The organism is Bradyrhizobium sp. GW821-FHT12B03, assembly GCF_058807535.1.
The window spans coordinates 39,377-63,250 of record NZ_JBXAQU010000005.1; the positions used below are offsets into that span (position 1 = coordinate 39,377).

A 23,874-nucleotide genomic window follows, 5' to 3' on the forward strand; every position below is an offset into this window, starting at 1 on the left:
CCGGCGTGCCGGTCTGCTGCTTACGGGTGAGGTACGATCTGATAAGGCGTCGTGTAGGGCTCGACACGGAGCGAGGCGTTGGCCAAAAGCCCGATCCTGGCGGTCGGGGCCTGCTGCAATTCGCCGTTCGGGCCGCGATGCACGTTGTATTGCCAGACGGTGAGGTCACCCCTCTGCGCCAGCGCGTGCGCGACTGCGCTCGCATCATTGCCGCCGAGCGCCTGAAGCTCTTCCGCCGATAGACCGACGACGATTTCGTCCTTGATGGTGACGATCTTGAACAGATTCATCTTGGTTTCCTGCGCCCATGCGCCTTGTATCGAGAGGGTGAGAAGCGCGACCGCGGCGCCCTTGATGAGATCGCAGCGAGAAAGCATGCCGTCGTCCTTTGGTGCTGACGCGCGCCCGAATCGGTTGAATCCGTCAGCCATGGCGCCCGTGATCTGCGTGGCCGTATCGCAACCGCTTGGTCGTCCGATCTTGAACATCGGTTCATCGGCGGAAACATATCGGGCGCAATGAACCTTGATGCGAAGAGGCGAGTCAAAGCCGAGAACTCAAGGGATTAGGTGCCATGGCCGATGCCAAAGCGCTTGCCGCCTCGCTCGGCTTCGCGGGGGCCCCGATCGGGACTTTGCAGACCGGCTGCGAGATCGACGTTCATTTCGTCGACGATACAACCGCCGAGATCGGACTCAACAATTACGTGTATAGGCTGAGGAAGCGTTAGGTCGCTGGCGTCAAGGCCCATTCATACCGGAAACAAGGTGAAATGCTGTGCCGGTTGACAGTGACCACGGCCACGTGTGTGACTGATGCCGCTTCTTGACGCAGGTGGGTGACGGCGGTCCATATTCCTGTTATCCGGAATTGCCGTGGCGCGATGCAGACGAAGCATCGCTAAGCCGGTTGCCGGGCTTGCCGGAGGGGTTGTTTCTTGGCATAGTTGCAACCTGCTCGGTTGAGCCCGTCCGTTCGGATTTGTAGTTGAGCGTGCTGACCCGCCGGGGCCCCCGGCCGAGAGTTCGTCCTCGCCAAGGCGTCCGGTTGTGGCGTTCGGCTCTCGAGTGGGACCTCGATGTCGGATCAGGAAGACCGATGCTTGTCATAGGTGCGAGATGAAGAACCTCAATTTCGCGGCTGAACTGCACCTCAAGCTCGGCGCGCCAGCGAGCGGTACTGTCGAAAGCCTGCGCCTGCTCCGCGCTTTTTTGAAGCTCGCGCCTCGGCAGCGTTTCGAGATTATCAAGCTCGTTGAAGACCTCGCCACCGAAGAAGTCCTTCCCGAACACCCCCTGTCCTGAGCCGGGACCGCACGTCTCACGCATTTTCCTTCGTTTTCCTGCCCAAGCCGGGCCGTTGGGGACGTTTGCCCCGGGTTCACCGCTGGAAGGCGGTCCGGCAAGTGTGGTATTCAGTTAAGAAAAAGGGAGGAGTGCGACCATGATCGAACCGAAGCTCGAAGTTCCGGCCGAACTGCGCGACTTGGCCGAGAAGACGATCGACCAGGCCGAAAAGGCATTCGGCATGTTTTTCGATGCGGCGACCAAATCGATGACATCCGTTCCGGGAGCGGGGACGGAGGTGTCGAAGCAGGCGCTGGCTTTCACAGAGCAGAACATGAAGTCGGCGTTCGAGCATGCGCGCAAGCTCGTTCATGCCACTGACCTTCAGGAAGCGATGCGAATCCAGTCCGATTTCCTGCGCAGCCAGTTCACCAGCGCCGGCGATCACATGCGCCAGATGACCGGCAGTCTCATGCAGCCGGGCAAGGGGAAATCCTGATTCCTGGTCTGTGCGCTGCGTGCCTACAAATTGATCTTGCGCGGCGTCGAGATCCGCATTTCGATGTTGGTGCAGGTCCATGATGGGCCACCGAATGGTTTCTCATTCGCCGTCCATCATCCTTTCTGCTGATCCCTGTCGGTCCTCCGGCAGGGATTTGCATTTTGTGGCAACGGTGGCGCTTGGTTGGCGCCCTACGGACGCAGCGATCCGATATAGGCCGCGATGTCGCCGGCTTCGGTCCTGCTCAAGGGAAAGCTCGGCATTTTCGGATGCGGGTCGAGCAGGAAGAAGGCGAGCTTCTCCGGACTGAAGTCCGGCCGGCGCGCAACGGCTGCAAAGGAAGGGACATCGGCGCTGGCTTCCGCTTGGCCGCTGGCCACGACATGGCAGCTTGCGCACCACCGCTTGGCCAGGTCGGCACCGTGACCGGCATCAGCGGCGAGAGCGGACGACATGCCGAAACTCGAGGCCGCGGCAAGCAACAGGCAAATTCGTCTCAAGTGCTGGTGCATCGGGCAACCTTCATGCGTTCGCTTGCGGTCACTGTGCTCATCCGCAGCACGATCCCGGAAACTGGGAGAGATCGATGCGGGCGATGATCGACCGCAGCAGCCTGCGGGTCGCACGATAGAGATGCCGCGCGAATGCCGGCGTTCTCGTCGCCGGCAGGCCGAGGCCCTTCGTATCAAGACTTTCGGTATAGTGCGACACGTGCCACTCCGATGCTGCATGGCCTTTCTATCGCAGCCGGCCCGGAGCAACCTTGATCTGCCGCAAAGCTGCCGGGCCTAGTAGTCGGCGGGATTCATGATCATCGGGCTCTTCGTATCGGCCGGCGCGAGTGCGCTGCTGGTGCTGTCACGCAGGAAGCGGTCGAGCGTCTCCTGGATCTTCTGCTTGACCGCGTCGGGTCCGCGGTCGCTCATCTCGGTGTGCTGTGCGCCGGTGTGGACGATGTCGATGCCGCGCGCCTTGGCCTCTTCCGGCGTCGGCAGCACGCCCGGGTCGGTCAGGAAATGCGGATCCTTCGAGCGGAACGACAGGATCTTCATGTTGTCGCTGAGGACAAACGGCACCCGCAGATTGTCGAGCGTGATCACTTTCGACACCAGCTCCGGGTGCTGATGGGCAACATACATGGAGACGTCCCCGCCGTTGGAATGTCCAACGAGCGTGACGTGGTCGTAGTCGGCGTTCTCCTGCCGCCTCTTCAGTTCGCCCAGGGTGAACAGGATGTTGGCCTCGCAGCGGATATAGACCTCACGCCGGCCGACATATTGCTGGCCGACATGGGTCATCAGCGGCGGATCGCTCGGCAGGTCCTGCTGGATGCTGGCAACGAGATAGCCGCGCGCCGCGAGCGCGTTGGCGAGGAAGGAGTACTCGGTGGCCTTGACTGTATTGCCGTTGCTGATGATGGCAAGCGGCAGCTTCCAGAGACCGAGATTGGCCTTGGTCTCGTAATCGCGCCGCACCGCGATATCGACCGATATCGGCCGCTGACGTGCGGCGTCGAACAGCGCCAAGGTCTCATGACGGATCGCGAACCGGCTGACGACGAAATATTCGCCGATGCCGAGAGCGCAAAGAAACGCCAGAATTGCAAGCACCCTCTTCATGGTCCCGTCCCAATCACTTTTGACTGAAAGTGGTCATTGGAAGCCCCCGGATCGAGCGATCGTGAGCAGGTTACGGGATTAAATTTAGGAAAGTCTGTGAGCAAGGCCCCAAAAAGGCCGCATGCCGGCTGCCGGTATGAGTGCTTCGCAGCTACAGGCAGCCGCTCCTGCCGCGTTCGGGGCAGAGCCGGAATGCACTCGACAGCGTGAACAGGAAGCGCGGGCTGCGCCGCTCGTTGTCCGGCGCCCGGTAGCTCAGGGGGACGGCTACGCCGAGATCGGCCTGGAGATCGTCCCACAGGAAGAACCGCGCGCCGGCTCCGGCCGACGTCAGCGACAGGCCGTCGCTCAGGCGGTAGCCGTCGTTCCAGACTGCGCCGGCGTCGCCGAAGGCGTAGAGCTGGTAGCCGGTCCAGTAGCGGAAATTGAGCTTCTGATCGAAGCGCAGTTCGAGCGAGCCGGCAAGACCGTTGTCGCCGCTGATCTCGGCTGCGCCGTAACCGCGGCCGAAGGCCGCGCCGCCGAGATAGAATTGCTGCGAGGTGAACAGCGGCCGCGATGCCGTCTGGCTCGCCGCCGAGAGCTTGAGCGACCAGGCGTCGTTGAGTGTCTGGTAGCGCGTGAACCAGAGGTTCAGCACCGAGAAGTTCGAGGCCGCACCGTCGCGCGACAACAGATCGTCGTCGAAATGCGATGCGCCGAAGACGTCGAGGCCCCGACGATAGGTCAGCGTCGCGAAATTGGTGCCGCCGAAGCGATCTTGGAGCCGATAGTCGGCAGTCAGGCTCGCGGTCCGGATGTGGTCGTTGTACCAGGGGCCGTAAAGGTCGTGTTCGGACACATTGCTGAAGGTCGTCGCCGCAGTCAGCGTGAGCGCGGAGGATTGCGATTGCAGCGGAACGATGCTGGCGCGCAGCTCGAAGGCCTCGGTCGTCGTGATGTCGCTGTCGAGGCGGCGGGCATCGCCCGGTCGGACCGCGCTGTAGAGGACGGACGCGCCGAGGCGTACGCCGTCGACGCCGACGGGCGCGTCATAAGACAGCCGCGCAAAGCCGAGCTCGCGCGGATCGTTGGCAATGGTCGACAGGTTGACCGCGAGCGTGTCGCCAGGCGCGAGATAGGAATTGAACGCGCCGGTCGCATAGGTCTGCCACGGGCCGACTGAGGACGAGCCGAGATTGTCCAGGCCGAACGATGAGAACACGTGCCAGGTCTTCAAAAAGACGGTGAGGCGGAAGCGGCCGGTCGCACCACCGATCTCCTCCAGCGCGGTATCGGTGATCCGGACGCCCGGCCTGCCGTTGATGAGGAAAAGCTGGCGTTCAAGCGTTGCCAGGCGCGATGGCTGCTCGGCCAGAACCGGCCCAAGCATCGGCCTCACACCGAACTGCTCGGCACCGTCGCCTTTCAGCTCCGCCTGCACGATGGCGCCTTCGATCACCTGAATCCGGACGCGGCCGTCGGCAACGTCCTGCGGCGGCACGATCGCCCGGCTGAGATGGAAGCCGTCGGCGCGATAGAGGTCGCTGATCGCGCCCGCGATCGCAGCGAGATCCGCCTGCGAGACCTTTTTGCTGAGATAAGCCTGGTAGACCGCGGCGATGCGGTCAAGAGAGACGGCGTGGGCTCCGCTGACATCGAGGCCTCGCAGCACGAATTGAGGCTTGGTATCGCCGCCGGTGTTGGGCTGGCCGACCGTCGGGAGCCTGACCGGGGGCCGGCTCAACCTTTCCTGCTCGGTTTGGTTTTCAAAGTATTTCTCGGGCTGGCGCGGATCAAAGCCCGGCTGGTTCGCCTGTTGTGCGAAAGCTTGGGAAACTCCCGTGGCAATCGGTACCAACAGCACCAATGCGGTAAGGAGATGCCGCTTGCCAACACGCGCAGCGAACCTGTCTCCGTAGTTTGACGGAGATTTTCCCATGAGGCGGTAAGGGTTCGTTAGCCGCATGATTTTTCATAGTTTTTTATAGTCAATGATTGGTTAATGCGGCTACTCGGCTCGCCACTTCCGGCTAATTCTCTCTTGAGTCATTTCGGGTACGCCTCAGGTCTGGCTGAAACGCGCGGACCGAGGATTGTCATGTACGGCAGAGTTGGAGTGCGGCGTGCCTTGATGGCAGCGCTGATACTGGGAACGGCCTCCGGCGCATCCGCCGCAGAGGATGGCACCTGGTCGGTCAGCAAGGCCACCGGCGAGGTCTGGGTCGCCACCAGCGGCACGCAACAGGTGTCGCTGAATCAGGAAGAGGCACTCAAGCCAGGTGACACCATTCGCACTGGGCGCACCGGGCGGGTGCTGCTCGTCCGCGGCGAGGAAACGATACTGATCTCTCCCAACTCGGTGGTCGGCCTGCCGGCCGAGAAGAAGGAGGGGCTCTCGACCACCATCATCCAGCAGGCGGGATCGATCCTGCTCGAGGTCGAGAAGCGCAACGTCAAGCATTTCGAGGTCGAGACGCCCTATCTCGCCGCCGTGGTCAAGGGAACGCAGTTCAGCGTCACCGTGGGTCCGGGCAGCACAAAGGTCGGCGTGATCCGCGGCCAGGTCGAAGTGTCCGACTTCAAGACTGGACAGATCGCTCAGGTCATGCCGGGACAAGCCGCCACCGTCTTTGAGCACGGCAAGCCCGGCCTCAGCCTGAGCGGTGCGGGGACCTTCAACCCGATCGAACATGGCAAGCCGCGCGCCTCGACGATCGAGCGAATTCCTGTCCCGAAATCGGGGCTGTCGGCGCCGCGCAATGCGGCCAACGGCCATGCGATCCATGCTCTCGGTCCGACCGACAAGGGGACCAAGACGGCTGGCGCGCCGAAGCCATCGCAACAGGCGGGCAGAGGTCAGGCGCCCAAGGCCGGAGTCGTACGCATCTCGGGTTCGCTCGGCGAGGTCAAGCTGAACTTCCATAAAGTCACGCACGGACTCGCCCGCGGCGCCGTTGCTCCCGGACAGGTGCGCAACGCGAACGCCAGCAGCGGTACTGAGACGGTCTGGAGCGACGGTAAATCAAATTCGCCGGCATCCAACAGCTCCGTCCAGACTGCTGCAACGACGAGCGGTGCGGCTGCTGCTGGCAGCAGCGCCTCGGCTGCGAGTGCTGCGATCGCGGCAGCGGCAGCCGGCGCGTCCAGTGACAGCCCCGGCGCCAATAACGGAAACGCCGGCGGCAATGGCAATTCCGGCAACAACGGCAATAATGCTAACAACGGCAACAATGGCGCCACCGGCAACGGCAAGGGCAACAACGGCAGCGGCAATGGGAATGGCGGCAGCAACGGCCATGGCAATGCCTACGGCCACAACAGGCGCTGAGGCGGTTTCCTAGGGGGATGAGGGGCGCGCGCCCGTCGAAGCGGGTGCGCGGGAGGATCGGGTGAAACGCTATCGGCCGCATATTCTTGTCGTGATCGCGCTGGCGGTCGTGCTGTCCACGGGATGGCATGGCGCGCTGCGTAATGCGCTCACCGATCTGCGGTTCGCCTGGCAATCGCGTGCCGCTACCGGCAACGTCGTCGTGGTGGCCATCGACGCGCCCTCGATCGACCAGATGGGGGTTTGGCCCTGGCCGCGCCGGCTGCACGCGGAGCTGTTGCACAGGCTAGAGGCGGCGGGAGCGCAGGACATAGCCTTCGACGTCGATTTCAGCTCGCCGTCGGATCCGACCTCCGACGAAGCCTTCGTCAAGGCGCTTCGCGAGGTCGGTGGCTCGACGATCCTGCCGTCCTTCAAGCAGCCGACGCCGAATGGTGGCGCGGCTCACGTCAATCGCCCCCTGAAGCCGTTCGGCAACCAGTCGTGGCCGGCCGTGGTCAATGTCGCGATCGAGTCCGATGGGCTCGTTCGCCGTTATCCGTTCGGCGAGAAGCTCGGTGACGCCTTGATGCCGTCGATGGCCGTCGTGCTGGCCGGGCAAAACGCCAATCGGCGGCCGCCATTCCTGATCGACTTCGCCATCCGCGCGGCCTCCATTCCGCGCGTCTCCTATGCCGACGTGCTGCGCGGCGATACCGCGACACTCGACAAGCTGAGAGACAAAAAGATCATCGTCGGCGCCACGGCGCTCGAGCTCGGCGACCGGTTCAGCGTTCCAAATGGCGGCATCGTCTCGGGGCCTGTCCTCCAGGCGCTGGCGGCGGAATCGATCCTCCAGAACCGGACGCTGCGCTGGACGTCCGATGTCGGCATGATCCTGGGTCTGGGGGCGATCTGCCTATTGATGATGTATTCGTGGCGCCGCTTCGCACCCGGATCTCGCGTTGCGGTCCTTGTCGCGGCCGGGGTGGCGGTCGAATTGGCCGCGGCCCTTGTGCAGACAAGATGGCCCTTCGTCGTCGACACGTCGCTCTTTCACATTGCGATCATCGCTTACCTGACGGCGATCGCGCTGGACGAGATCGATTTTCGCGGTCTCCTGGGGCGCATCGCCGAGAGTCGCTTTCATCGTATCGCGATGTCGCTCGGCGACGGTCTCGTCTGCACCGACGAGGATCACCGGATCACGGTCTGGAATCCTGGCGCGAGCGCCATCTTTGGCTACATGCCGGCCGAGATCATCGGTCGCCCGTTCGAAACGCTGTGCGCCGTGCCGACTGACGGAGAGGCAAGACCGTCCATGCACGATGCCGCCCGCCAGGCGCTCCTGGTCCCCGGCGGGGCAGTCGTCGTTGAGTTCGACGGCCGGCGCAAGAACGGCGATATCTTCCCAGTCGAAGCGAGCTTCTCGGGCTGGCAGGGAACGGACGGCTTCCAGTACGGAGCGATCCTGCGCGACATCTCGGTCCGCAAGCGCGAGGCCGAGCGCGTCAGATATCTCGCCGAACACGACGCGCTGACGGGTCTTGCCAACCGCAACATGCTGCATGCAGGCCTTAACAATCTGATCGCCGCGGCGGAGCGGCGGTCTTGCGACGTCGCGCTGCTCGTACTGGGGCTCGACGGCTTCCAGCAGATCAACGACATGCTTGGACATTCGGCCGGCGATCTTGTGCTGCGGGCCGTCGCCGAGCGTCTCCAGACCGAAGTCGATGGCAAAGCGGTCGTCGCCCGGCTCAGCGGCGACGAATTCGCCATCGCGCTCGATTGTGCAGAGGCGGGCGAGCCGATTGCGGAGTTCGCCGAGCGGATCGCGCACGCGTTCGAAGCGCCGCTTGCAACGGGCACGCGGCAGCACCGCGTCCGGATCAGCATCGGCGTCGCCGTCTACCCCGAGGGTGGGCACAACGCTGACGATCTCCTGAGCAACGGCCATCTCGCGCTGAGCCGCGCCAAGGCGACGCGACGCGGCAGCCACGTGATCTTCGAGAGTGCGATCAGGCAGGAGCTGGAGAACCGGTTGACGCTGGAGAGCGAACTGGCGCTTGCCGCGGATCGCGGCGAGTTCGAGCTGTTCTACCAGCCCCAGGTTCGCCTGGTCGACGGCAGCCTGGTCGGGGCCGAAGCGCTCATCCGCTGGCGTCATCCCGTGCGCGGCTACGTTTCGCCCGGGGAGTTCATGCCGGTGGTCAACACCTCGGCGCTATCAGAGCGGATCGCGAACTGGGTCATGGAGACGGCCTGCCGTCAGGCGAGAGCGTGGGAATTGTCCGGCAACAGCGTGCGCGTCGCGATCAACCTGTCGCCGTCGCAGCTGCACTCCGGCGATCTCGCACAGGCGGTCGCCGCACTGCTCGAAGCGACGGGGTTGACGCCGTCGCTGCTCGAGCTCGAGGTCACGGAGGACATCCTGCTCCATGACGAAGGCCGGGTGCTCGACATGTTCAAGCGGATCCAGGAGCTCGGCGTCCGCGTCCTGTTCGACGATTTCGGCACCGGCTACGCAAGCCTGAGCTATCTGAAGAAGTTTCCGCTCGACGGGCTCAAGATCGACCGGTCGTTCGTGCTCGATCTTCTGGCCGATTCCGACGATGCCGCGATTGTCGGCTCGACCATCGGCCTCAGCAGGCAGCTCGGGCTCACGGTCGTGGCCGAAGGTATCGAGAACCGGGCCACAGCCGACTTCCTCGTCAGCATGGGATGCGAGGAAGGGCAGGGATATTTCTTCGGCCGTCCGATGCCGGCCGAGGCATTCGAGAAGCAATTCCTGGCGTCGGTGTTCGAAGCTGTCAGCGCCGCCTAACCTGCCTTAATTCTGATCGCTAGCGCCGGCGCGCAACTGCCACGCCAAACAGGAAGGCGACGAACAGGCTCGCAAGCGGCGCTTCGCGCGTGATCGCCGCGACAGTCGACAGCGGGCGGCCGGGCTTTCGAGCCTCGTCGATCACATAAATGAGGCGATCGACGGCGGCGCGTAGGCCTCCTGCAACCTCACCGATCGTGTGGGAGACGTCGGTTGCGGCATCAATGGCACGCTCGGCCATGCCGGGTTGGGCGGCAGGCTGCGAAATCTCCGTGTTCAAGTTCGTAAACTCCGCTTCTGACGAAGTGAATGAGGCCGGCACCTTTGGCTATCCGCGCGAGCGCTCGTTTTGAACAGCGGGTCGAACGACCTTTGGCTATCCGCGACAGGCGCCGTTTTGAACGGCGGGTGCCGGCCATGCAGGGGAAATGCGGCGCGCGGGAATTAGTTCCGGCGGGAGGCCTTCTCGCGACAAAATCCCCGTGAAACGACGGGTGCGAATCTCTGTTAGGCTCGCTCAATCTTTCTGATCTCAGGAGACGGCCGTGACCGATCGGACCATGAGGGATCGAGCCCGGCGCATCGCCTTGCTCGGCGCCCCCATCGACATGGGAGCCTCACAGCGTGGCACCCTGATGGGCCCTGCGGCGCTGCGCACCGCGGGCCTTGCGACACTGCTCGAGAGCCTGGATCTTGAAGTCGTCGATTACGGCGATCTCTCCGCGGCCGAGGTCACGGACCTCGCCGACAGGCCGCCCGAAAAAGCCAATCATTACCGCGAAATCCAGCGCTGGACCCGCGTGCTGAGCCGCAGAGGCTATGAGATCGCGAAAACCGGCGCGCTTCCGATCTTCCTCGGCGGCGATCATACGTTGTCAATGGGCTCGGTCAACGCCATGGCGCGCCACTGGCAGGAGCGCGGGCGGGAGCTGTTCGTGCTCTGGCTCGATGCGCACGCCGATTACAACACGCCGGAGACGACCATCACGGCCAACATGCACGGCATGTCGGCGGCGTTCCTGTGCGGCGAGCCGGGCCTCGATGGCCTGCTTGGCGATGAGCCGCGGGCGTCGATCGATCCTGACAGGCTCGATCTGTTCGGCGCGCGTTCGATCGACAAGCTCGAAAAGGAATTGATGCGCGCGCGCCGGATCAGGGTTGTCGACATGCGCCAGATCGACGAGTTCGGCGTCGCCGTGCTGATCCGCCGCGTCATCGAGCGCGTGAAGGCGAGCAATGGCGTGCTGCATGTCAGCTTCGACGTCGATTTTCTCGACCCCTGCGTGGCGCCCGGCGTTGGCACGACGGTGCCGGGTGGGGCGACCTATCGCGAGGCGCACCTGATCATGGAGCTGCTGCACGATTCCGGCGCGGTGGGATCGGTCGACATCGTCGAACTCAATCCATTCCTGGACGAGCGCGGCCGCACCGCGCGCACCGCGGTCGAGTTGATCGGCAGCCTGTTCGGGCAGCAGATCACCGATCGCCCGACGCCAAGCAACGCGATCGCTCCGGGCGAGTGAACCGGGCGGGCGGCGCTTGTGCGCTGCAAGGGAAGGAACTGCTCTTGCGGCCTGCCGATTTAGATCGGCCCTGATGGAAATCGCCTGCTTTTGAAATGACAACGAATTGCAAATGCGGCCGTCGGACTGTTTGATGCGGGCTCAGCGCCAGCCGAGGGCCCACAATGAGCAGCACGATACGTTCCGACGATAAGCCCGTGACGGCCACACGCCGGCGCTTTCTGACAGCTGGCACGGCAGCGCTCGGAGGCGCCGTTGTCGGTGCGGGCGCTGCTGCTGCCGGGACCGACAACCTTCCGCCCAATGTTCCCGAATGGATGAAGTCGCCGGGCGAGCCGACGGGAGGCCAGCTCTATGGCACGCCATCGCCATTCGAGAAGGGCGTCGTCAGGAACATCTCGAAGACGCTCAAGCAGTACATCTCAGCGTCCAGCCGTTCGCCCTTGCAGGAGCTCGATGGCATCATCACGCCGAACGGGTTGTTCTACGAGCGGCATCATGGCGGCGTTCCGGCCATAGATCCTGCGCAGCACCGGCTGATGCTTCACGGTCTGGTCGAGCGCCCTCTGATCTTCACCGTCGACGATCTCAGGCGCTTCCCCTCGGAGTCGCGTATCCACTTTCTCGAATGCTCCGGCAATCCCGGCTATGGCAAGCCCTATGGCAAGACGGCATCGGACCTCGTGGGTCTTGTGAGTTGCGCCGAGTGGACTGGCGTGAGCCTGAAGCTGGTGCTTCAGGAGGCAGGGGTGAAGCCCGACGCCAAATGGGTGGTCGCCGAAGGTGCCGACGCGGCCGCGCTGACACGCAGCATTCCGATCGAGAAGTGCCTCGAGGACGCCATGCTGGTTTACAGCCAGAACGGCGAGCGGCTGCGTCCGCAGCAGGGCTATCCGCTGCGGCTGTTCCTGCCGGGCTTCGAAGGCAATATGAGCGTGAAATGGCTGCGCCGCCTGCATGTGACCGCAGAGCCCATCTATTCGCGCGAGGAGACCTCGAAATACACCGACCTGCTGCCCGATGGCACGGCGCGTGAATTCTCCTTTTACATGGAAGCGAAGTCGATCATCACGCGCCCCTCGGGCGGTCAGCGTCTGAACGCCTCCGGCTTCCACGAGATCAGCGGCATCGCCTGGAGCGGGCACGGCAAGATCGCGCGCGTCGAAGTGTCCGTCGATGACGGAAAGACCTGGCAGGACGCGCGACTCCAAGAGCCGGTGCTGACACGTGCCTTGACGCGCTTCCGTCTGCCCTGGCAGTGGGACGGCAAGGCCGCTGTGATCCAGAGCCGCGCCATTGACGAGACCGGCTATGTGCAGCCGACGCTGGCCGAACTGCTCGCGGTGCGTGGCGAGAATTATTTCTACCACAACAACGCGATCTGGCCCTGGCGCATCGCGGCAGACGGTGAGGTGACCAATGCGCTGGCGTGAGACTTGCGGCATCGCCTTCGCAATCATGTTGTATGCCTTCGCGCACGGAGCGCGGGCGCAAAGTCCCTACGGCATCGGCCGGCCAGCGACGCCCGCCGAGATCGCGGGTTGGAATATCGATATCGGACGCGACGGCAGCAATCTGCCGAAGGGGAGCGGGTCAGTCAGCCACGGCCGTGAAGTGTTCGCCCAACAATGCGCCTCGTGTCACGGCGAGAAGGGCGAGGGCGGACTGGGTGACCGGCTCGCCGGAGGTCAGGGCACGATCGGAACGCCCAAGCCGATCCGCACCGTCGGCAGCTATTGGCCTTATGCACCGACATTGTTCGACTACATCCGCCGTGCCATGCCGCAGAACGCGCCGCAATCGCTGAGCGACGAGGACGTCTACGCGGTGTCCGCCTATGTCCTGAACTTGAATGGGCTGGTGGGAGCGGATGCGACGCTCGATGCGAAATCGCTTGCTGCCGTGAAAATGCCAAATCGTGACAAGTTCGTCGGCGATGCACGTCCGGACGTGAAGAGATGAACGTATCGTGATGATCAAGTTCCGTGCATTGGCTCGGAATTTGCCTAAGCGAGGGATGGAACTCACGGGACGTATTTGAATTGACCCGCGAGAGGAAAAGATACGGATCCTTCGATGCCAACTGATCGCTTCGCAAACTCCATGTCCTCGGCGCTTCGCCATCCCGGCGTGATTGCGTTGATCGTAGCCGCCTTGACGATTGCTGCGATGCTGATCGTCGATCATGGGCCGTGGAGCCGGGCCAAGACCCAGCCGGCTCATGTCGCGATGTACGCAAATACGGGCGAGGCCGCACACGCTGCCGGCGCCAAGGTGCTTGCCACCGAACCGAAATCACCGGTCGAGCCGGATCGGCCGAAGACGTCCCCGACCGTCAATCCCGTGACGCCATAGCCCCGTCAGCCCTTGCGACCATAGTTGAGGAGCCCACCGCTCGTCCTGGGCGGATGTGCGCGCAGCGCCTCCTCGTTCGGCTCAGTACCCCAGCCGGGCCGGTCCGGGATGATCAAATGCCCGTTCTGGACGTCCGGCTCGTGCGTGAACAACTCGTGGTCCCAGGGGAGGCGATCGATGTCGATCTCCATGATGCGCAGGTTCGGCACGGCGGCGCAGAAATGCGCGTTCATCATCGAGCAGAGATGGCCATAGAAATTATGCGGCGCGACGTTGACCTCGAACGCTTCCGCGGCGGCCGCGATCTTCATTGACTGCCAGACGCCGTTCCAGGGCGTGTCGATGATTGCGACGTCCATCGCCTGCTCGTGGAAATAGGGCAGGAATTCGCGCAAGCCCAGCAGCGTCTCGCAGGATGAGATCGGATGGGGGCTCTGCCTGCGGATGTAGCCGAGCGCTTCCGGATTGAAGCTGTCGATCTCGATCCAGAACATGTCGAGGTCCGCGATGGTGCGCAGGATCTTCAGGTAGCCTTCGGTCTTGGCGTTGAAGTTGCAGTCGAGCAGGATGTCGACGTCAGGGCCTGCGCCGTCGCGAATTGCCTCGAGGTGCCTGCGCAGGTCGCGCAGGGTTTTGCGGTCGACGTTGATCTCGGGTGCGAAAGGCGAGCCGAATCCGGGCCGCCAGCCGGTCGGCTTGCCGTCGTCGTAGGAAAAGATGTTGGTCTTGAGCGCCGTGAACTTCTTCTCGCGCACCTCGCGACCCATCGCCTTGACGCCGTCGAGACTTTCGATCGGCGGCTTGTACCAGGACGGATGATTGATGCGCCAAGTGGCGCAGTGCGACCAGTAGACCCGGACACGGTCGCGGATCTTGCCGCCGAGCAGCTCATAGCAGGGGACGCCGAGAGACTTCGCCTTCGCGTCGAGCAGCGCGTTCTCGATCGCCCCGAGCGCCTGGGCCACGACGCCGCCGGCCGCAGGGCGGGTGGCTGCGAACAATTCGGCAAAGATGCGCTCGTGCTGGAACACATTCTGCCCGATGACGCGGGCGGACAGGCGCTGGATTGCAGCGCCAACGCCGGGCGAGCCAAAGCCTTCATCGAACTCGCTCCAGCCGACGATGCCGTCTTCAGTCGTCAGCTTGACGAAGTGGTAATTTCTCCAGCCGGCATCGCAGGCAAGGATTTCAAGGCTTGTTGCTCTTGACGATTTGGTCATGTCGCTCCCTACTCGCCCGGCCCGGCTTCTTTTTTGTGGCCCGATCTCAAGCCGGGCCCGGAGCGCATTGTTAAGCCAAGCGCGAGGCGGCGGGAAGGGCGCAGCGATGCAACGCGGGAGCGCGTCCGAAGCAGCGCTTGCCTCAGCCGATCACCGATGCGCCGAGCAGGGCGAGGACGGCCAGCGCCATCAGCGCGGTGCCGAGCCAGCCCAGCGCGACCAGCCATGACCGGGCCCTGAAGCGGCCCATGATCGCCCGGCTCGAGACGATCAGCATCATCATCGCCATGATTGGAACGGCGACGATGCCGTTGAGCACGGCGCTCCAGACCAGCATGTGGATCGAGTCGATCCCGGTGAAGCCGAGCCCGAAGCCAATCGCGGTCGCGGCCGCGATGATGGTGTAGAAGCCGGCGGCCTCGTCGGGCTTTGCCTCGAGCGTGGCACGCCAGCCGAAAATCTCCGCGACGCCGTAAGCTGCCGAGCCCGCCAGCACCGGGATCGCGAGCAGGCCCGTGCCGATGATGCCGAGCGCGAACAGCGCGAAGGTGAAGTCGCCGGCGAGCGGCCGCAGCGCTTCGGCAGCCTCCGTCGCCGAATTGATGTTGGTGATGCCGTTGGCGTGCAGCACCGAGGCCGTGGTCAGGATGATGAAGAAGGCGATGCCGTTCGACAGCAGCATACCGAGCGTGGTGTCGGCCCTGATGCGGGCGATTTCGGGGGCGCCGCCCTGCCGCGTCTTCTCGCGCAGCGGCCGGTCGCGCTTGCCCTGGTTCATCTCCTCGACCTCCTGCGAGGCCTGCCAGAAGAAGAGGTAGGGGCTGATGGTGGTGCCGAGCACGGCGACCACCATCATGAAATAGTCGGTGCCGACATTCGCCTTCGGCCACACTGCGGCGAGCAGCGCGGTGCCCCACGGAATCTTCACGGTGAAGGCGGTTGCGACATAGGCGAACAGCGCCAAAGTGAGGCATTTCAGCACCGGCGAATAGCGGCGATAGGGCACGAACACCTGGAGCAGGGTCGAGCCCGCCGCGAAGATCAGCGCGTGCTCGTGGTTGAGTCCGCCGATGACGAGCGAGAGCGCCTCGGCCATCGCGGCGATGTCGGCGGCGATGTTGAACGTGTTCGCGGCGACGAGCATGAAGACCAGCGCCAGCACCGCCCAGCGCGGCGCGATCCGCATCACGTTGGCGGCAAGCCCTTTTCCGGTGACGCGGCCGATCTGCGCGCTGACGAGCTGAATGGCGATCATGAACGGCGTGGTCAGAAACACCGTCCAGAGCAGCCCGTAGCCGAATTGCGCACCGGCCTGCGAATAAGTGGCGATGCCCGAGGGATCGTCGTCGGCCGCCCCGGTGACGAGGCCCGGCCCCAGCCTTTGCAGCAATGTCGGCGCGGATTTCGTCGGGGCGAAGGTGCTGTCGGTCATGAAAGGGGCTCGATCTTTCCCGGCGTACCGTTTTTCGGAAGGGCGAAGTCCGGAACAGCAATGCCGCGGGGAAACGGAAGTTCCTGGGCCAGGGCGGGGGCGGGCGACCTCCCGATCGATTTCCGATTATACTAAATCCGTTTGACTCGTCGGGCAAAACACCTGTAGAACTGCATCATCGCAAGACCTGTATCGCAAAACCTGTCGCGCCCGTGCCGGTACCGGTCGCGGGCCCTTTGTTTGCGCTCGTCCTGCTCCTCTTCAAAACCGGTCCGGACCGGCACGCTCACTTGCCGTGACGTGCGGGGCTCTTGCGAACGGCACGCTCTGGTTGTAGGGAGCCTCATGAGCCATTGCCTGACGCCCACGAAGGTCGCTCCCCTCGCGGCGGCGCAAGCTGCCGCGCTGGAGCGTGACGGTTATCTGCTGCTGCGCGGCGCCGTGCCTGCGGCCTGGCGCGATGCGTTGCGCGCCGCCTTCGATTCCGGCGTGGGGACCGGCGACCAGTGGGCTGCCCCCAGAGGCGCCGGCTGGCGCCACGCGCTCGTCGATCTGGATCCGACGGTGCAGCGGACCTGCCGCTTGCCGCCGTTGCTGGCGGCAGGCGCGCAGATGCTGGGCGGTCCGTTCTTTCTCTCCCAGGTCGAGGGACGCGAGCCGTTAAAGGATGGCGGTCACCAGCCCCTGCATCGCGATGGCGCAGGCATGAAGGCCGTCGCCGCCCTGGTCTTCCTCGATGCCTATGGGGCGGACAATGGCGCCACGCGTGTGGTCCCGCGTCGTCTCGACCGCGGAGCGCCCGACGAGGCCCTGTCGCTCATCACGGCCGGCGAGGCGGGGGACATCCTGGTTTTCGACGCCGATCTGCCGCATGGGGCGACCTGCAACCGCTCCGGCGCGCGGCGACGTTCGCTGTTGCTGGGCTTCATGCGGGAAGGCGATCGGGCGACCATGGAGGCCTGCCGGGCCGTCCGCAACGTGCGCATGGACACCAGCGAGGTGTTTGTCCGCGCGTGAGCGATAATTCCGGATGCGGAGGAACGTCGCCTCGTCGCGCATGTTGACTCCGCGGCGACGGAATCTTCGCAAGGAGCGGGACAGTCACCATCGCGACGACGGCGGCGTCATGTCCGCCCTGTCGCGGTCCGGCCCCATCCCCCTCACCAGCGGAGATTTACATGAAGAGGCACAAGCCGGTCTATTGTCGCAATTCGCTCGACCTGAGCGACAAGCTGCAGGTCAAGACCCTGCGCAAGCGCCTCAAGCTGTCGCCCGATCAGTTCGCCGATGCCCTTCGCAAGTCGGGCAATTCGATCTCGGCCCTCGTCAAGGAGGCGGCCGCCGCGAGGCCCGGCAAGCTGGTGGCGCAAGCCGCCGGATTTAGGAACGGCCCGCCGATCACGACGTTTCCCGTTTCAGGAAGCGAGGAATTGGCCGATGGACAATCTGACCAGGCGCGAGCAGCCGGACCGCAGCAAGATCAACATGAACGAGGCCTTTGAGGTCAAATACTGGACCCATGCGCTCGGCGTGTCGAAGGAGGCGCTGCAAAAGGCCGTCGACAAGGTCGGCAGTTCGGCCGCGGCCGTCCGCAAGGAACTCGCAGGTAGCTGATACAACCGGAGGGTATCATGGGCCTGGAAGCAGTCTTCTTCATCGGCGCCTTCGTCCTGCTGGTGGCACTGATCTATGGCGTGCTGCGCAACCGCACCCGCAGCCGCGCCGAACGGCACGTCGCCGACAGCATCGTGCGCGAGCGCTATGAGAACAACGAGACCTGAACTGCGCGTTCGGCTACTTGATGCTGACGAACATGCCCCAGGCCGCGGCCAGTGCCGCGCCGGTGAAGACGACCACCGGATTGTCGCAGAACGCGCCGCCGTAGCGGCACACGTCCGCGCCGAACTGGCCGAGCTCGTGATGGCCGGCGGAATAGAACAGTCCCGACAACACCAGCAATGCGGCGGCGACGTAGTACATCGACGATCTCTCCGAACCTTTCCGGTTGTGCCCTACCGGGGGCATGTCCCAGCCTGACGCGAACAAATTTCATTCCGCCGAATCCGATTTGCCGAATTTGAATAAAGTTGCTCCGTCGGGCGATTCAGACCTCGACTTGTTCCGCGATGACGAAGTGCGTCGGGTTGGCGTTAACCACGTCCAACGGTTCCAGTCCGAGCGGGATTGCTTCGAAGTTTCTTAAAGCTTGCTGGGTACCTCTTTGGGGCATGGTGACCTGGGGAAAGAGATGAGCAAGCGGGCCAAACGTGGAAAGGCGGAGACGCTTGCACTGCCAATGGCCGCGCGCGTTGCAATTGGCGCCGTGGCCGTCGCCGCATTGGGGTACGGCTTGCTGTCCCGCCCGGCGAGCGTGCAACCGATCCGGAAGCCGTCCGCACCCCAGGCTCAGGCGTCGTCAACTCCGGTTTACGTGGCAACTCCGGTTCACGCATCGGCGCCGGCTCCAGCTCCGGCTCCAATTCCGGCCCCAGCGCCTCTGGTCGAACCACCAAAAGTCGATGCTGACGGTCCCGGAGTGCTTGTCCGGCAGGTGGTTGACTACGCCAGCCGCCAGACGCCGGGCACCGTGATCATCGATACCAAGAACACGTTCCTCTATCTCGTCCTGAACGACGCGCAAGCGATGCGCTACGGCATCGGTGTTGGCCGCGAAGGTTTCGCATGGTCCGGCGAGCAGACCGTGGCTCGCAAGGCAGAATGGCCGGATTGGCGCCCGCCTGCGGAGATGGTCTCGCGTCAGCCTTATCTGCCGCGGTTCATGGCAGGCGGACCCGGCAACCCGCTCGGCGCCCGGGCGATGTATCTGGGCGAGACCGAATATCGAATTCACGGCACCAACAAGCCCGATACGATCGGGAAGCGGGTCTCGTCCGGCTGCATCCGGCTGACCAACGAGGACGTCGTGGACCTGTATGAGCGGGTGAAAGTCGGCGCGAAAGTGATCGTGCTTCCGGCAACCGCCAACCGCAGGCCATCCCAGGGAGTGCCGCCCGACGCGGCGTTGCGATCGCCGGACCCGGCATCGCCGTCGAGCCGGCCCTCGGCAACCAACGCGCAGATGCCGTCATCCGGACCGAAGATAGCCGAGGTCCAGTAACTCAGTTCGTCGCTTTGACGTCAGCTCGTGGCTCATTGATATCGAGCGAGCAGGCATCGACGTCGAATTCCGTGCGCCTCGCGGAGGTGACCCACGGGCGGATGTCCGCTTTGCCTCCAAACGGCCGTTTGCAACGTGGCGGCGTCGACGAAACACGCCTGAAACAATCCTGAAACCCGATTGTCCTGAACGCCTTGCCCGCCGGCCTCGACCAACCAAGCGAAAAGGAGACAATCATGATCCAGATCGGTTCGAAGGAAGAAGTCGCGTTTTTGCTGATGCTGTTCGGCACCCACACCCAGCCGGTCAAGCGGCCGAAGCCGAAATCGCGGCAAGGCTGAAGGCGCCGATCCCATGCCCGGCTTGGCCGAATGCCAGAGCCTCTTGCGCCTCTTGATCGCGAGGGGAGATCCGAAGGCCATCCCGATCGCCAAGTGCGCCATCGATCAATATCTGAACACGGCGCCGGTCAGCGCTCGCGGGCGCGGCCTTCGCGTGCTCCAGCGCGATGCGCTCGACCAATACGGTGTTGCGGTCGGCGTGCAGCGCTCGTTCGCGGAGACGGTGGACGCCTATATCGAGCGGAAGCTGGCGGAGGAGTGAGGGAGGGTTCCCCTGTCGCTCTCGTTCATTCGAAGAGCCTCGAGCGCTGGCTTGGCATCCCTCTTGCTGCACGACGTCTTAATCCCGGCCCGCCATTCGGGCTGATCCAGATTGAGGCGATCCCATGCAAGCAACGTCCCGTTTCGAAGCGACCGCGTCCCTGAAGCTCCACGCGCTGATTTCCGACCTGCACTGGCGGATCCAGATGCTCGAGGGCGACATCCTGGAAGAGGAGCGCGCCACCGGGAATGCCGACCCCGGCAGTGCCGCCTATTCCATGCTGGCCCTGACGCTGCGGGCGCGCAGGGATAATCTGCGGACTTCGATTGCCATGTTGCAGGGACGGGTCGAGCGGGCGCCGGAGTTGTCGCGGGCGGCGTAGTGGGCGGCTGTCGCGCGACACAAGGTTTGACTCGTCGGGCAAAACACTGGCAGAATGACATCATCCAAGAGAGTTTGGTTCAGCCCGCGCGGAGCAATCCGCCGCGGGCTTCTTGTTTCCGGAGATGCCGAACTCTCCTTTGGAGAGGATTTCGCGATCGACCCGAATGAAGGCATGTCCTAACGGACTTCTCCCTGTTGCTCAGCTTCGCGTGCGGATTATTGGGTCCATTTCGGTCGTGAGCTGAAGCGCAGGGCAAGCGCAGATTGACATTGTTCTTGATTTGTTCTATATCAGGCAAAACCTCTACCTATGGGCGAATTGCATTTTTGCCTTAGAGCATTTTGGGTGATGGCCGATGAGTAAGTCTCTTCTTGCCCTGATCTTGCTGGAAACGCCTGCAAATCCGGACATGATCGCAGTTGTAAAAGCTATTCGCGCGCGGCATCCCGAACTGCCGATCGAGGTGGCAGGAGGCGGAGAGGGCGGCGCTCGCCAAGATTCTCCGCTCATTCGATGCGGCAACGAATTTGTTACGGTAATGTCGATGCCGGCGCCTATTCCCGAGGATCCCGGCTTGTGGTCGCGTGCTGCCACGACATGGCCGCAGTGCAAGGCCGTTGCGGCGCGGCACCGAGGGCATCTGATCGTTTCGGTGCTCGGCCAAAATCAGCGACCGTTGCCTACAGCCCGCCTGATGACTGCTGTCATCGGGGCGTTGATTGCGACCATGCCGCAATGCTGCGCCGTGGTCTGGAATGGCATGGTCGCGCGACCCGCCGATCTGTGGCTGGACATGTCCAGCCGATCGTTTGCGCCGTTTCCCGACTATCCTTTCACACTATGGATCGACATGCTGCCGTTCCGCTCCGAAGCGGGCATCGGCACGGTGACAATGGGGCTGTCGGCATTTGTCGACCGTGAAATTCAGTTTGAGACCCACAAGCTGATGCTTGCAGCGTTGCTGGACAAGGTGGCCGGTCTTGCCGCCTATCTGATTGAGCACGGACTTGTGGTCAAAGACGGCGATACGTTTGGTGGTGACGCGCGCGAGCGCTTCACGGTTTGTTATAAGAACTCCGATGAGTTCGGTGGCTTGCCCGTGTTTTTCTGTGCCGACAATTCGGTGGAATGACGTGTGATGATATGCGGAGCGCGTTGCGTGCGTCGCGCTCAGAATCGATCGTTGACGCGTCGGGCAAAACACTGGCAGAATGGCATCATCGAGACGAATTTGGATGAAGCCCGCGCGATGCCGCGGGCTTTATTGTTGGGACGTTGATATTGGTTCGCTACATGCAGTGACGACAGGCGCGATGTTCGATGGGACGCAGTCATGGGTGACGAGAGGAAAGTGTCCATTGCGAAACGACCACGAGCGCGAGAGCGCCGCTATTACGAAATGGGTCCCGACTACACTGTGGGAGGTGGGCCGGGCTATCGGCTGGAGGACGAAAGTATCCTCCCTCCCTACGAGGTAAGCCGTCTGCCGGCTGCTACGGCGCCTGCACCTTTCGTGTTTGACGAATCGGTAGGCAGTTTGCCGTATGACCTGGAGCCTTACTACGGCTGGTGGCTCATTTCGGAGCGGACCAAGGCAGTATTGGAGCGGCTTGATCCGGAGGCCTTCGTGTTTGTGCCATGCGGTGTGCGAGTTCCGCATGGTAGCTACCACGGGCCGGACTATTGGCTCTGCGACGTTGTTCGCGTCTTCGACGCGCTTGATGAAGCGCAATCGCGTTTGACCATCAAAATTGAAGACAATACTCGCTCCTTCAATTTTGGGAAGAAGATCTACTTGATCATGACGAGATCAAAACTGGTCTTTACGGAGTCTGCAATCGGCGAAGCGCATATCTTTCGCATGGCTCATAGCGAGGCGACCGTCATATGCGATCAAGAGCTGAAGGACGCCTGCAAGTCAGCGGGTCTCAAGGGAATATGGTTTCGAGACGTCTTGAAGGGGCGCTGGCAGCGCGATGTCGCAGAGGGAAGCGAGATCGGATGCGTGGAGAGAGCGATAGGCCATGACCGCACCCCTCACTGAGAAGCGCTCGCGAAAGCCGAAGGCGCCGAAATTCTACTCCGTATATTACAGAGTCCATACGCGCCCTGGTCTAGAGGTGGAGAATTTGACCACCGCCCTGAACGGAGGCCGCGTGCTGCTTTCGCCGCGGAGTGAGCGGCGCTTTCCTCCGCTCTCCGAACCGCTACGAATACTCATCGATAGGTCTCTCGGCCGGGATCCCGTCGATTGGGAGCTCTTTCACGACTTTTGGCTCGTATCCGATCGGATGAAAAATGTCCTCGAAACCGTGGATCGAGAAGGCGTCGCCTTCCTGAAGTGCGAAACGCGGACCCTGGGCCGAAATGCGGCTCAAGTCTATTGGCTTTGCGATGTCGTGCGCGTGCTCGACGCCATCAACGAGGAAGAGTCGTGCGTTAAGATTTTGGAGGATGGAACAGAGTACAGGAGGTATGATCCGATGGCGAGATCCAGCTTTGTCTTTAGAGAGGAGGCTATCGGCCCAGCTCATATTTTCAGGCCGCGCTTCATGGATTGGAACATCATCTGCGATCAAGTCATGAAGGACGCCTGTAAAGCCGCCGGTCTGAGAGGCGTAGGCTTCAGTGATCCCTCCAAATATTGACAAGGCTGCTCGACCGTAATCTTTTCATGTTGAGGTTCGCCTAAGGTTTTGCCGGCTGCGGCCATTCGTGGGTCCGTCAGCAAATATCTCGCCTCGAAGCCTTCTGTACGGAAGTCGGCACAGAGGGACGAGAACCGCAATTTCATTTCGTTCGGAAGGCTGGCGTCCTGATGCCGGCTTAAGACGCTGACGTTGAAATGCTGCCAACTGAGCGGCGACGCTGCCAGCGCGGCTGAATTGATGTGTAGCGCGCAGATAATGAGGCCGGCTCTCATCGCTGCTGGCCGACCCCACCAAACATTTCGCATCAGAATCGCCGGCTGAGATCACGATCAGCTCGGATGCCGGCGTGCGCCAGAAGGTAGCGGTCGCATGTTTCCAATCCATCACGTCTTGCCGCAGCATCTCTCAGGCCACCGGGTCCTCCGGTTTCTAGCCGATCGGTTCAATGTCGATGCGATCAAAAATCGGATGGCCCTGCCATCCAGGCAGGGCATTGCGGACACGCTGGAGTCGAGCCCGCACACGGGAGGGCATCTCGGAACGTATTACAACGGGTTCCGCGATTATCTCGAGAATGTTGCGACATCAACAAGGTTCGATGCAGCTCTGACTGGCCGTCAATGGGCGTCAGACGAGATCGCTTCCGATCTGAACAGGCTTGTGGCCGCCGCCAAGTACGCGCAGGCGAATGGCCATCTGTTTCCTAACACCCCAACGGGAATGACGTCCGAAGAGGCAAACGAGGCGAACAGGAAATGGTTTGAAAATTGGAGGAAGTATGCCGAGGACAATGAAGCGCAGATTCAGGAGATGCAGGATAACGTCGACCAGCTGAGTGCTTCTGGACAATGGGACGGTGCCCTACACTGGCCGCTTCTTTCTCCGACCAGCTCCCTCAGTCTCAAAGATCGGATCGATATCTTGAATCGATTCCCAAAAGGATCTCCCATCTCCCGACACTTTACTGCGATTGGTCCCGTTCCTGCGCTTCCAGGATTGGTCCCATCCTTTGTCGATACCCGACTGCCCGGCTTCATTCCACCTTCGCTTGGTGATTTGAACCAAGC

Annotated in this window: 28 protein-coding genes; 19 read left to right on the forward strand and 9 right to left on the reverse strand. The window is 62.8% G+C overall.

Annotation, left to right across the window (positions count from 1 at the left end; genetic code table 11):
- Window positions 1-20: 20 nt before the first annotated feature.
- Window positions 21-377: a hypothetical protein gene (locus AC1RUR_RS11705; protein WP_492843991.1), complete on the reverse strand. Its 357-nt coding sequence runs from the start codon at window positions 375-377 to the stop codon at window positions 21-23.
- 197 nt (window positions 378-574) lie between these two features.
- On the opposite strand from AC1RUR_RS11705, the gene AC1RUR_RS11710 reads away from it, so the two are divergent.
- The 3 genes from AC1RUR_RS11710 (at window position 575) to AC1RUR_RS11720 (ending at window position 1,785) form a co-directional block, all read left to right on the forward strand.
- A complete protein-coding gene (locus tag AC1RUR_RS11710; protein ID WP_492843993.1) occupies window positions 575-730 on the forward strand; it encodes a hypothetical protein in 156 nt (51 codons plus the stop codon).
- 388 nt (window positions 731-1,118) lie between these two features.
- Complete coding sequence (locus AC1RUR_RS11715; protein WP_492843995.1) at window positions 1,119-1,304, forward strand: hypothetical protein; 186 nt, start codon at window positions 1,119-1,121, stop codon at window positions 1,302-1,304.
- 139 nt (window positions 1,305-1,443) lie between these two features.
- Window positions 1,444-1,785 carry a phasin gene (locus AC1RUR_RS11720; RefSeq protein WP_492843997.1) on the forward strand — a complete coding sequence of 114 codons (342 nt, stop codon included), beginning with the start codon at window positions 1,444-1,446 and terminating at the stop codon, window positions 1,783-1,785.
- 194 nt (window positions 1,786-1,979) lie between these two features.
- Here the strand turns inward: AC1RUR_RS11720 and AC1RUR_RS11725 are convergent, their stop codons facing one another.
- The 4 genes from AC1RUR_RS11725 to AC1RUR_RS11740 all read right to left on the reverse strand — a co-directional run bounded on the left by AC1RUR_RS11725 (window position 1,980) and on the right by AC1RUR_RS11740 (window position 5,355).
- Complete coding sequence (locus tag AC1RUR_RS11725) at window positions 1,980-2,300, reverse strand: c-type cytochrome (protein WP_492843999.1); 321 nt, start codon at window positions 2,298-2,300, stop codon at window positions 1,980-1,982.
- Window positions 2,301-2,337: 37 nt separating this feature from the next.
- Window positions 2,338-2,499: a hypothetical protein gene (locus AC1RUR_RS11730; protein WP_492844001.1), complete on the reverse strand. Its 162-nt coding sequence runs from the start codon at window positions 2,497-2,499 to the stop codon at window positions 2,338-2,340.
- 77 nt (window positions 2,500-2,576) lie between these two features.
- The gene (locus AC1RUR_RS11735) at window positions 2,577-3,407 is read right to left on the reverse strand and encodes an alpha/beta fold hydrolase (RefSeq protein WP_492844003.1); all 831 of its coding nucleotides are present in this window, start codon (window positions 3,405-3,407) and stop codon (window positions 2,577-2,579) included.
- 151 nt (window positions 3,408-3,558) lie between these two features.
- On the reverse strand, window positions 3,559-5,355 hold the full coding sequence (locus tag AC1RUR_RS11740) for a ShlB/FhaC/HecB family hemolysin secretion/activation protein (protein ID WP_492844005.1): 1,797 nt from the start codon (window positions 5,353-5,355) through the stop codon (window positions 3,559-3,561).
- Window positions 5,356-5,487: 132 nt separating this feature from the next.
- Here AC1RUR_RS11740 and AC1RUR_RS11745 point away from each other — a divergent pair, with 132 nt between their 5' ends.
- Window positions 5,488-6,717 (forward strand): FecR domain-containing protein, encoded by a 1,230-nt coding sequence (locus AC1RUR_RS11745; protein WP_492844621.1) that lies wholly within the window; start codon window positions 5,488-5,490, stop codon window positions 6,715-6,717.
- 61 nt (window positions 6,718-6,778) lie between these two features.
- Window positions 6,779-9,520, forward strand: a complete 2,742-nt coding sequence (locus AC1RUR_RS11750) for an EAL domain-containing protein (protein ID WP_492844007.1) — start codon at window positions 6,779-6,781, stop codon at window positions 9,518-9,520.
- Between the two features lie 19 nt (window positions 9,521-9,539).
- On the opposite strand, the gene AC1RUR_RS11755 is transcribed toward AC1RUR_RS11750, so the two are convergent.
- Window positions 9,540-9,761 carry a hypothetical protein gene (locus AC1RUR_RS11755; protein ID WP_492844623.1) on the reverse strand — a complete coding sequence of 74 codons (222 nt, stop codon included), beginning with the start codon at window positions 9,759-9,761 and terminating at the stop codon, window positions 9,540-9,542.
- Between the two features lie 304 nt (window positions 9,762-10,065).
- Between AC1RUR_RS11755 and rocF the strand changes: the two genes are divergently transcribed.
- From rocF to AC1RUR_RS11775, 4 genes are all read left to right on the forward strand, one after another.
- Entirely contained in the window at window positions 10,066-11,043 is a 978-nt protein-coding gene (gene rocF / locus AC1RUR_RS11760) for an arginase (RefSeq protein WP_492844009.1), read from the forward strand.
- Window positions 11,044-11,207: 164 nt separating this feature from the next.
- Window positions 11,208-12,476, forward strand: coding sequence for a sulfite dehydrogenase (soxC, locus tag AC1RUR_RS11765; RefSeq protein WP_492844011.1), 1,269 nt, complete (start codon window positions 11,208-11,210; stop codon window positions 12,474-12,476).
- On the forward strand, window positions 12,463-13,005 hold the full coding sequence (locus tag AC1RUR_RS11770) for a c-type cytochrome (RefSeq protein ID WP_492844013.1): 543 nt from the start codon (window positions 12,463-12,465) through the stop codon (window positions 13,003-13,005). The genes soxC and AC1RUR_RS11770 overlap by 14 nt, the downstream gene beginning before the upstream one ends.
- A gap of 114 nt (window positions 13,006-13,119) precedes the next feature.
- Window positions 13,120-13,398, forward strand: coding sequence for a hypothetical protein (locus tag AC1RUR_RS11775; protein ID WP_492844015.1), 279 nt, complete (start codon window positions 13,120-13,122; stop codon window positions 13,396-13,398).
- A 5-nt stretch (window positions 13,399-13,403) separates the two neighbouring features.
- On the opposite strand, the gene AC1RUR_RS11780 is transcribed toward AC1RUR_RS11775, so the two are convergent.
- Both AC1RUR_RS11780 and AC1RUR_RS11785 read right to left on the reverse strand, forming a co-directional pair.
- Window positions 13,404-14,618, reverse strand: coding sequence for a mandelate racemase/muconate lactonizing enzyme family protein (locus tag AC1RUR_RS11780; RefSeq protein WP_492844017.1), 1,215 nt, complete (start codon window positions 14,616-14,618; stop codon window positions 13,404-13,406).
- A 142-nt stretch (window positions 14,619-14,760) separates the two neighbouring features.
- A complete protein-coding gene (locus AC1RUR_RS11785; protein WP_492844019.1) occupies window positions 14,761-16,050 on the reverse strand; it encodes an NRAMP family divalent metal transporter in 1,290 nt (429 codons plus the stop codon).
- A gap of 345 nt (window positions 16,051-16,395) precedes the next feature.
- Between AC1RUR_RS11785 and AC1RUR_RS11790 the strand changes: the two genes are divergently transcribed.
- The 4 genes from AC1RUR_RS11790 to AC1RUR_RS11805 all read left to right on the forward strand — a co-directional run bounded on the left by AC1RUR_RS11790 (window position 16,396) and on the right by AC1RUR_RS11805 (window position 17,831).
- The gene (locus AC1RUR_RS11790) at window positions 16,396-17,067 is read left to right on the forward strand and encodes a phytanoyl-CoA dioxygenase family protein (RefSeq protein WP_492844021.1); all 672 of its coding nucleotides are present in this window, start codon (window positions 16,396-16,398) and stop codon (window positions 17,065-17,067) included.
- A 161-nt stretch (window positions 17,068-17,228) separates the two neighbouring features.
- On the forward strand, window positions 17,229-17,552 hold the full coding sequence (locus tag AC1RUR_RS11795) for a hypothetical protein (protein WP_492844645.1): 324 nt from the start codon (window positions 17,229-17,231) through the stop codon (window positions 17,550-17,552).
- Window positions 17,488-17,664 (forward strand): DUF3606 domain-containing protein, encoded by a 177-nt coding sequence (locus AC1RUR_RS11800; protein ID WP_492844023.1) that lies wholly within the window; start codon window positions 17,488-17,490, stop codon window positions 17,662-17,664. Before AC1RUR_RS11795 ends, AC1RUR_RS11800 begins: the two co-directional genes overlap by 65 nt.
- A 17-nt stretch (window positions 17,665-17,681) precedes the next feature.
- Complete coding sequence (locus AC1RUR_RS11805) at window positions 17,682-17,831, forward strand: hypothetical protein (RefSeq protein ID WP_492844025.1); 150 nt, start codon at window positions 17,682-17,684, stop codon at window positions 17,829-17,831.
- A gap of 13 nt (window positions 17,832-17,844) precedes the next feature.
- Here AC1RUR_RS11805 and AC1RUR_RS11810 read toward each other — a convergent pair whose 3' ends face one another.
- Complete coding sequence (locus AC1RUR_RS11810) at window positions 17,845-18,030, reverse strand: hypothetical protein (RefSeq protein WP_492844027.1); 186 nt, start codon at window positions 18,028-18,030, stop codon at window positions 17,845-17,847.
- A gap of 268 nt (window positions 18,031-18,298) precedes the next feature.
- Between AC1RUR_RS11810 and AC1RUR_RS11815 the strand changes: the two genes are divergently transcribed.
- From AC1RUR_RS11815 to AC1RUR_RS11840, 6 genes are all read left to right on the forward strand, one after another.
- Window positions 18,299-19,168 carry a L,D-transpeptidase gene (locus AC1RUR_RS11815; RefSeq protein WP_492844029.1) on the forward strand — a complete coding sequence of 290 codons (870 nt, stop codon included), beginning with the start codon at window positions 18,299-18,301 and terminating at the stop codon, window positions 19,166-19,168.
- A gap of 354 nt (window positions 19,169-19,522) precedes the next feature.
- The gene (locus tag AC1RUR_RS11820) at window positions 19,523-19,771 is read left to right on the forward strand and encodes a hypothetical protein (RefSeq protein WP_492844031.1); all 249 of its coding nucleotides are present in this window, start codon (window positions 19,523-19,525) and stop codon (window positions 19,769-19,771) included.
- A gap of 124 nt (window positions 19,772-19,895) precedes the next feature.
- Window positions 19,896-20,153, forward strand: coding sequence for a hypothetical protein (locus AC1RUR_RS11825; protein ID WP_492844033.1), 258 nt, complete (start codon window positions 19,896-19,898; stop codon window positions 20,151-20,153).
- Between the two features lie 358 nt (window positions 20,154-20,511).
- Window positions 20,512-21,288, forward strand: a complete 777-nt coding sequence (locus tag AC1RUR_RS11830) for a DUF4261 domain-containing protein (RefSeq protein ID WP_492844035.1) — start codon at window positions 20,512-20,514, stop codon at window positions 21,286-21,288.
- A gap of 201 nt (window positions 21,289-21,489) precedes the next feature.
- Window positions 21,490-22,200 (forward strand): imm11 family protein, encoded by a 711-nt coding sequence (locus tag AC1RUR_RS11835; protein WP_492844037.1) that lies wholly within the window; start codon window positions 21,490-21,492, stop codon window positions 22,198-22,200.
- A complete protein-coding gene (locus AC1RUR_RS11840) occupies window positions 22,181-22,804 on the forward strand; it encodes an imm11 family protein (RefSeq protein ID WP_492844039.1) in 624 nt (207 codons plus the stop codon). The genes AC1RUR_RS11835 and AC1RUR_RS11840 overlap by 20 nt, the downstream gene beginning before the upstream one ends.
- Window positions 22,805-23,874: the final 1,070 nt, after the last annotated feature.

Bases quoted from the DNA above. Each gene is read 5' to 3' on its own strand.
- AC1RUR_RS11705 (WP_492843991.1), bottom strand. From the start codon at position 377: ATGCTTTCTCGCTGCGATCTCATCAAGGGCGCCGCGGTCGCGCTTCTC.
- AC1RUR_RS11710 (WP_492843993.1), top strand. From the start codon at position 575: ATGGCCGATGCCAAAGCGCTTGCCGCCTCGCTCGGCTTCGCGGGGGCC.
- AC1RUR_RS11715 (WP_492843995.1), top strand. From the start codon at position 1,119: ATGAAGAACCTCAATTTCGCGGCTGAACTGCACCTCAAGCTCGGCGCG.
- AC1RUR_RS11720 (WP_492843997.1), top strand. From the start codon at position 1,444: ATGATCGAACCGAAGCTCGAAGTTCCGGCCGAACTGCGCGACTTGGCC.
- AC1RUR_RS11725 (WP_492843999.1), bottom strand. From the start codon at position 2,300: ATGCACCAGCACTTGAGACGAATTTGCCTGTTGCTTGCCGCGGCCTCG.
- AC1RUR_RS11735 (WP_492844003.1), bottom strand. From the start codon at position 3,407: ATGAAGAGGGTGCTTGCAATTCTGGCGTTTCTTTGCGCTCTCGGCATC.
- AC1RUR_RS11740 (WP_492844005.1), bottom strand. From the start codon at position 5,355: ATGCGGCTAACGAACCCTTACCGCCTCATGGGAAAATCTCCGTCAAAC.
- AC1RUR_RS11745 (WP_492844621.1), top strand. From the start codon at position 5,488: ATGTACGGCAGAGTTGGAGTGCGGCGTGCCTTGATGGCAGCGCTGATA.
- AC1RUR_RS11755 (WP_492844623.1), bottom strand. From the start codon at position 9,761: ATGGCCGAGCGTGCCATTGATGCCGCAACCGACGTCTCCCACACGATC.
- soxC (WP_492844011.1), top strand. From the start codon at position 11,208: ATGAGCAGCACGATACGTTCCGACGATAAGCCCGTGACGGCCACACGC.
- AC1RUR_RS11770 (WP_492844013.1), top strand. From the start codon at position 12,463: ATGCGCTGGCGTGAGACTTGCGGCATCGCCTTCGCAATCATGTTGTAT.
- AC1RUR_RS11775 (WP_492844015.1), top strand. From the start codon at position 13,120: ATGCCAACTGATCGCTTCGCAAACTCCATGTCCTCGGCGCTTCGCCAT.
- AC1RUR_RS11780 (WP_492844017.1), bottom strand. From the start codon at position 14,618: ATGACCAAATCGTCAAGAGCAACAAGCCTTGAAATCCTTGCCTGCGAT.
- AC1RUR_RS11785 (WP_492844019.1), bottom strand. From the start codon at position 16,050: ATGACCGACAGCACCTTCGCCCCGACGAAATCCGCGCCGACATTGCTG.
- AC1RUR_RS11790 (WP_492844021.1), top strand. From the start codon at position 16,396: ATGAGCCATTGCCTGACGCCCACGAAGGTCGCTCCCCTCGCGGCGGCG.
- AC1RUR_RS11795 (WP_492844645.1), top strand. From the start codon at position 17,229: ATGAAGAGGCACAAGCCGGTCTATTGTCGCAATTCGCTCGACCTGAGC.
- AC1RUR_RS11800 (WP_492844023.1), top strand. From the start codon at position 17,488: ATGGACAATCTGACCAGGCGCGAGCAGCCGGACCGCAGCAAGATCAAC.
- AC1RUR_RS11805 (WP_492844025.1), top strand. From the start codon at position 17,682: ATGGGCCTGGAAGCAGTCTTCTTCATCGGCGCCTTCGTCCTGCTGGTG.
- AC1RUR_RS11810 (WP_492844027.1), bottom strand. From the start codon at position 18,030: ATGTACTACGTCGCCGCCGCATTGCTGGTGTTGTCGGGACTGTTCTAT.
- AC1RUR_RS11815 (WP_492844029.1), top strand. From the start codon at position 18,299: ATGAGCAAGCGGGCCAAACGTGGAAAGGCGGAGACGCTTGCACTGCCA.
- AC1RUR_RS11820 (WP_492844031.1), top strand. From the start codon at position 19,523: ATGCCCGGCTTGGCCGAATGCCAGAGCCTCTTGCGCCTCTTGATCGCG.
- AC1RUR_RS11825 (WP_492844033.1), top strand. From the start codon at position 19,896: ATGCAAGCAACGTCCCGTTTCGAAGCGACCGCGTCCCTGAAGCTCCAC.
- AC1RUR_RS11830 (WP_492844035.1), top strand. From the start codon at position 20,512: ATGAGTAAGTCTCTTCTTGCCCTGATCTTGCTGGAAACGCCTGCAAAT.
- AC1RUR_RS11835 (WP_492844037.1), top strand. From the start codon at position 21,490: ATGGGTGACGAGAGGAAAGTGTCCATTGCGAAACGACCACGAGCGCGA.
- AC1RUR_RS11840 (WP_492844039.1), top strand. From the start codon at position 22,181: ATGACCGCACCCCTCACTGAGAAGCGCTCGCGAAAGCCGAAGGCGCCG.